Raw genomic sequence first — 5,926 nt, 5'->3', positions numbered from 1 at the left:
GCCTCGGACCGGAGGGCTGAGGGGGGGCCGGATGGCTGGACGGATGCTGTCGCCCACCCCGCGACCTGGCAATATGCCGGTCGTAGCGCCACGCGGGCCTCGGTGCCGGACACCCGGGATAGTCTCGGAACATGTCGGGGAGCGTGAGAGAGCGATGATGGCCGTGCCGGTCGTGATCGGAGTGCGCTCGCCGAATCCGGTGATCGCCGCCGACGCGGCGCCCGCATCGCAGGGACTCGTCGACACGCACGGCCGCGTGCACCGCGATCTGCGCATCTCGCTGACCGACCGCTGCTCGCTGCGCTGCACCTACTGCATGCCCGAGCAGGGCAACGAATGGCTTGCGCGCACCAGCATCCTGTCGACCGACGAGATCGTCGAGGTCGCCGAAGTCGCGGCCTCGCTCGGCATCCGCACGTTCCGACTCACCGGCGGCGAGCCGCTGCTGCGTGCCGACATCGTCGACGTCGTGCGCCGCGTCTCTCGGATCGAGGGCGATCACGGGCCCGTCGAGGTGGCGATGACGACCAATGGCATCACCCTCGCGAAGCACCTGCCCGACCTGATCGACGCCGGACTCACTCGGCTGAACATCAGCATCGACACGGTCGACCGTCAGCGCTTCGCCGACCTCACCCGCCGCGACCGCATCGACGACGTGTTCGAGGGCATAGCGGCGGCTGCGGCATCCGAACTCCGCCCTCTCAAGCTCAACACCGTCGCCATGCGCGGCGTGAACGACGACGAGCTGCCCGACCTGGTCGCCTTCGCGATGGAGGTCGGTGCGCAGCTGCGTTTCATCGAGCAGATGCCGCTCGACGCCGGGCACACGTGGGATCGCGCGTCGATGGTGACGCGCGAGGAGATCCTCGAGAAGCTGAGCGCGCGGTGGGACCTCGACCCCGTTCCCGGTCGCGGGGGAGCGCCGGCCGAGAAGTGGCGGATCGACGGCGGCCCGCACGAGGTCGGTGTGATCGCCTCGGTCACCGCGCCGTTCTGCGGAGCCTGCGACCGCCTGCGCCTGACGGCCGACGGACAGCTGCGCAACTGCCTCTTCTCCAACGCCGAGTACGACCTGATCGGCGTGCTGCGCGGCGACGAGGCATCCGACGCGGGTCACCGTGCCGACGGTATCGGCGCCATGCTGCGCTCGTGCGTGCATGGCAAGCTGCCGGGCCACGCCATCAACGACCCGTCGTTCCTGCAGCCCGCCCGCGGCATGAACGCCATCGGCGGCTGAGCCACCACCCCTTCGGCTCCACAACTCCGAGCGACCGCGTTCACAACTCAGCAGAGAACGTGCGTTCCGCGGGCTCAGGGCGCGATTCCGGTCCGGTTCCGATTGTTCGTGCTGAATTGTGAACGGGCGGCGGCTGAGGCTCAGCCGAGGAACTCGCGCGCGGCGGCCGACAGTGCGGTGACGCCCACCTCGATCGTGGGGTGGATCTCGGGCGCGAAGTACGGCGAGTGGTTGGTGGGGATGTCCTTGTCGAGCGTCCCGGCGGCCGAGGACGCCGCGAACTTCGCGGCATCGACCCCGCCCCAGAACCAGAACACGAGCGGCGCCCCGGTGTCGCGGGCGAACCACGACACGTCTTCACTGCCGGTGAACATGCCGGGATCGATGACCGACGCCTCGCCGAGTGCGCGCTGCAGGGCGGATGTGACCCGCGCCGTGGCCTCCGCGTCGTTGATCGTGGGCGGCAGGGTGTGATCGGTGCGGATCTCGGGCTCGCGTTCCGCTCCCGATGCCGCGGCCTCGGCGCGCACGATGCGCTCGACGCTCGCGAGCACCTTGTCGCGCATCTCGTCGTTCGGGTACCGCAGGCTGAGCTCGAGCTTCGCCTCCGCAGGAATGATGTTGTTCTTCAGGCCCGCATGGATCGATCCGACCGTCACGACGGCGACATCGCGCGGGTCGACCTCGCGTGAGGTGATGGTCTGCAGGCGCATCACGGTCGCCGCGGCCATGACCACCGGGTCGATCGTCGAGTGCGGGCGCGAGCCGTGGCCGCCGCGTCCGTGCAGCACGACGGTGAGGCCGTCGGATGCCGCCATCTGCGTGCCGGGGCGCACGCCGATCGTGCCGGCGGGAAGCGGAGTGACGTGCTGGCCGAGCACGACGTCGGGGTGGGGCACGAGGTCGCGCAGCCCGGCGTCGAGCATGGCGCGGGATCCTGCGCCGTACTCCTCAGCCGGCTGGATCAGCACCACGACGGTGCCTGACCAGTCGGCCTTCTCTGCGACGAGCTTCTCGACCGCGCCGATCATCGCGGTCACGTGCATGTCGTGACCGCAGGCGTGCATGACGGGCACCGTGTTGCCGGCGGGGTCGATGCCCGTCGCGGTGCTCGCGTACGCGAGGCCGGTCTCCTCGCCCACGGGCAGGGCATCCATGTCGGCACGCGCCCAGACGACGGGACCCTCGCCGTTGCGCAGGACGCCGACGACGCCGGTGACGCCGACGCCCTCGTGCACCTCGAGACCGAGGTCGCGCAGATGGCCCGCGGCGATGCCGGCGGTGCGGGCCTCCTGGAACGAGAGCTCCGGGTGCTGGTGCAGGTCGGTGTACAGCGCTTCGAGGTCGATCGTCATGGCCCCGAGCCTAGTCGCGGGTGTACGACTCCAGTGCGGGGCCGGGGTGGAGCACGCCGTTGACGATCGAGCGGATCGCGAACTCGCTCGCCTCGCCCAGGTCGAACACGTCGCGGTGCAGCAGCCACTGCAGCTGCAGTCCGTCCATCACGGCGAGGATGCTCGCTGCAGCGATCGTGATCGTCGCAGGCTCGGTCACTCCCTCTTGCGCGCACAGCGAGTGGAACGCCTCGGTGACCTCGCGACGCAGCGTCGTGTAGCGCTCTTCGAAGTACTCCCGGCCGGGATGGTTGTCGGTCACGGATTCGGACGACAGCACGGTGTAGGCCTGCACGATGCCCGGGCGGCGTTCGTTCGCGATCGCGGTGCGCACCAGGTGCAGGAAGAGCTCGGGGCCTCCGGGGATGTGCTTCTCGGCGAGCTCGGCGACGTCGGCCTGGTCGCGGTAGGCGAGGACCTCGAGCAGCAGCTTCTGCTTCGAGCCGAAGTGGTGCAGCACGCCGGCGTGGGTGATGCCCACCTGCTCGGCGACATCGGCCAGGGTGCCGTTCGTCGAGCCCTTGTTCCCGAAGATCTCGACGGCGGCTTTGAGGATCTGCTCACGCTTCTCACGGGTGGCAGGACGGACGGACGTGTGGGCGACAGCATCCTTCGACATGGTCCATCCTCTTCTGCACCGAATCCTGGACTGGATCGTACTTGCCAACTCTACTTACCAACGAGTAACCTCGCACCAGCTTACTTTCTCGCCAGTAAGCAAAGTTCGCCGGATGCTCGAGCATCCGGCAGCCACACAGCACAACGACCCGTGCCCAAGGAGAAGCAATGAAGCTCAGAAAGTCCCTCATCGCCGTCGCGGCGATCTCCGCCCTCAGTGTCTCGGCCCTCGCAGGCTGCGCCGCGGGCGGATCGAACGACACTGACGGCGCAGCCGGTGGTGCGGCTCTGACGATCGCCAAGCCCGACGGCGCGATCACCACCGAGTCGAACAACCCGTACGTCGGCGACTCGTCCGCATCGAAGTACGGCTACGGCAAGGTCATCTTCGAGACCCTCGGTCTCGTCAATCAGACCGGTGACCGCGAGGTCACCCCCTGGCTCGCCGAGAGCATCGAGTGGAACGACGACTACACCGCGGTCACCGTCGTGCCCCGCAAGGACGTCACCTGGAGCGACGGCGAGCCCTTCACCGCCGACGACATCGTCTTCACCTACGAGCTCGTCTCGACCCCCGCGCTCGACACCGCCGGTCTCAAGTTCGAGGGAGCGACCGTCGAGGGCGACGCCGTCACCCTCACCTTCGGCGAGTCGAAGTACGTGAACCAGGCCCGCGTGCTGCACGTGCCGATCGTGCCGAAGCACATCTGGGAGAACCTCGACGAGCCGGCGACCGACCCCGTCAAGGGCGACGACCTCGTCGGCACCGGCCCCTACGCGCTCTCGAACTGGTCGACCGAATCGGTCACGCTCGAAGCCCGCGACGACTACTGGGGCGGCGACCTGGCTGTGCCCGAGCTGCACTACGTCTCGTACGGCGACAACACCGCGCTGACCACGGCGCTCGCCCAGGGCGAGGCCGACTGGGCGCAGGCGTTCATCCCGCAGATCCAGGAGCAGTTCCTCGACGCCGACCCCGAGCACAACAAGTACTTCGTGGCTCCGACCACGGGTTCGGCGACCCTGTTCATGAACCTGCAGCAGAAGCCGTTCGACGACGTGGCGTTCCGCGAGGCGCTCGCGTGGGTCATCGACCGCGACGCCTACGTCGACATCGCCCGCGAGGGTGCGAGCGAGCCGGTGTGGTCGGTGACCGGACTGTCGTCGATCCTCGAAGACGAGATCCAGCCCGAGTTCGAGGGCGAGGACTACTCGGTCGACGCCGAGAAGGCGCGAGGCATCCTCGAAGACGCCGGCTACACGTGGGACGGCGACGCGCTCGTCGACCCCGACGGCACGCCCGTCTCGTTCACCCTCTCGGTGCCTTCGGGCTGGAGCGACTGGAACACCGCGCAGGAGCTCATCGCCGAGGACATCACCGAGTCGATCGGCGCCGAGGTCAAGATCGACATGCCCGACTGGGGCGGCTGGGCCGGCCCGCGCGACGACGGCTCGTTCTCGGCCATCATCCACTGGCTCGAAGACAGCGGCACGGCCTACGGTCTCTACACCTCGACCATGGACCCGCGGTGGATCTCGCCCGAGGGCATCGCAGGATTCAACTTCGGACGCTTCGAAGACCCCGCGGCCACCGAGGCGCTGAACACCTACGCCAACGCGTCGTCGGACGAGGAGCGCACCGAGGCGATCACGACCCTCCAGGAGATCTTCGTCGATCAGGTGCCTGCGATCCCGCTGGGTGCGCACCCGCTGCTGGGTCAGTACAACACCCGCAACTACGTCGGATGGCCGTCGGAGGAAGACCCCTACGCGTCGGGTGACCCGACTCAGCAGAACATCGTGATGATCCTCACGAAGCTGAAGCCGGCCGAGTAAGCAGTCCACGGCGGGGCGGATGCTGCGCGCATCCGCCCCTCCCACCGACCTCCCGACCGACGAAGGACCCCTCATGTCAGAACCCCTGCTCAGCGTGCGCGACTTCTCGGTCGTGTACGACGTCGATCCGCCCGTCGAGGCGGTGAAGAACGTGACGCTCGAACTGCAGCGAGGCGAGATCCTCGGCCTCGCAGGAGAGAGCGGATGCGGCAAGACCACGCTCGCCTACGGAGTGCAGCGCCTGCTGCGTGCCCCCGCGGTGATCGCGGGCGGCAGCGTGACGTTCCACGATGCGTCCGGCGTCGACATCGACATCAACTCGCTCGACGTCGATGCGATGCAGAAGTTCCGCTGGGACAAGGTGTCGATGGTGTTCCAGGGCGCCATGAACGCGCCCAACCCGGTGGCCACGGTCGGATCCCAGCTCGAGGACGTCTTCGAGATCCACCGCCCCGACATGAGCCGCAGGCAGCGCCGGGCCGAGGTCGAGGAGCTGCTCGAGATCGTCAAGGTCGGGCGTCAGCGCACCCGCTCGTTCCCGCACGAGCTCTCGGGCGGCATGCGTCAGCGCGTCATGATCGCGATGGCCCTGGCTCTGCGCCCGCAGCTGATGGTGATGGACGAGCCCACCACCGCGCTCGACGTGCTCGTGCAGCGCGAGATCCTCAAGCAGATCTCGCAGCTGCGGCACGAGTTCGGCTTCTCGGTGATCTTCATCACGCCCGACCTTCCGCTGCTGCTCGAGCTCAGCGCTCGCATCGCGATCATGCGCGAGGGCGAGATCATCGAACTCGCCTCGGCCGAGCAGATCTGGACGAACCCGCAGCACGAGTACACG

General features: G+C 68.2%; 5 protein-coding genes. 3 read left to right on the top strand and 2 right to left on the bottom strand.

The window, feature by feature from the left end:
• The first annotated feature begins 154 nt into the window (after window positions 1–154).
• Window positions 155–1,240, top strand: coding sequence for a GTP 3',8-cyclase MoaA (gene moaA / locus J7E68_RS06135; RefSeq protein WP_215170834.1), 1,086 nt, complete (start codon window positions 155–157; stop codon window positions 1,238–1,240).
• Window positions 1,241–1,380: 140 nt separating this feature from the next.
• On the opposite strand, the gene J7E68_RS06130 is transcribed toward moaA, so the two are convergent.
• Entirely contained in the window at window positions 1,381–2,595 is a 1,215-nt protein-coding gene (locus tag J7E68_RS06130) for an amidohydrolase (RefSeq protein ID WP_215170832.1), read from the bottom strand.
• Window positions 2,596–2,605: 10 nt separating this feature from the next.
• Window positions 2,606–3,253, bottom strand: a complete 648-nt coding sequence (locus J7E68_RS06125) for a TetR/AcrR family transcriptional regulator (RefSeq protein ID WP_215170830.1) — start codon at window positions 3,251–3,253, stop codon at window positions 2,606–2,608.
• 167 nt (window positions 3,254–3,420) lie between these two features.
• On the opposite strand from J7E68_RS06125, the gene J7E68_RS06120 reads away from it, so the two are divergent.
• Together J7E68_RS06120 and J7E68_RS06115 are read left to right on the top strand one after the other, a co-directional pair.
• Window positions 3,421–5,088 carry an ABC transporter substrate-binding protein gene (locus J7E68_RS06120; protein WP_215170828.1) on the top strand — a complete coding sequence of 556 codons (1,668 nt, stop codon included), beginning with the start codon at window positions 3,421–3,423 and terminating at the stop codon, window positions 5,086–5,088.
• A gap of 73 nt (window positions 5,089–5,161) precedes the next feature.
• The coding region (locus tag J7E68_RS06115; protein WP_215170826.1) for an ABC transporter ATP-binding protein at window positions 5,162–5,926 on the top strand (765 nt) is incomplete at its 3' end.

Origin of the sequence: Microbacterium sp. ISL-103 (genome assembly GCF_018613995.1) — a bacterium.
Lineage (GTDB): Bacteria > Actinomycetota > Actinomycetes > Actinomycetales > Microbacteriaceae > Microbacterium.
Note: the sequence above shows the minus strand (reverse complement) of the source record. Positions and strands in the feature narration are given on the sequence as shown.

Excerpts from the sequence above, each read along its gene's own strand:
- J7E68_RS06130 (WP_215170832.1), bottom strand. The coding sequence starts at position 2,595 with ATGACGATCGACCTCGAAGCGCTGTACACCGACCTGCACCAGCACCCG.
- moaA (WP_215170834.1), top strand. The coding sequence starts at position 155 with ATGATGGCCGTGCCGGTCGTGATCGGAGTGCGCTCGCCGAATCCGGTG.
- J7E68_RS06120 (WP_215170828.1), top strand. The coding sequence starts at position 3,421 with ATGAAGCTCAGAAAGTCCCTCATCGCCGTCGCGGCGATCTCCGCCCTC.
- J7E68_RS06125 (WP_215170830.1), bottom strand. The coding sequence starts at position 3,253 with ATGTCGAAGGATGCTGTCGCCCACACGTCCGTCCGTCCTGCCACCCGT.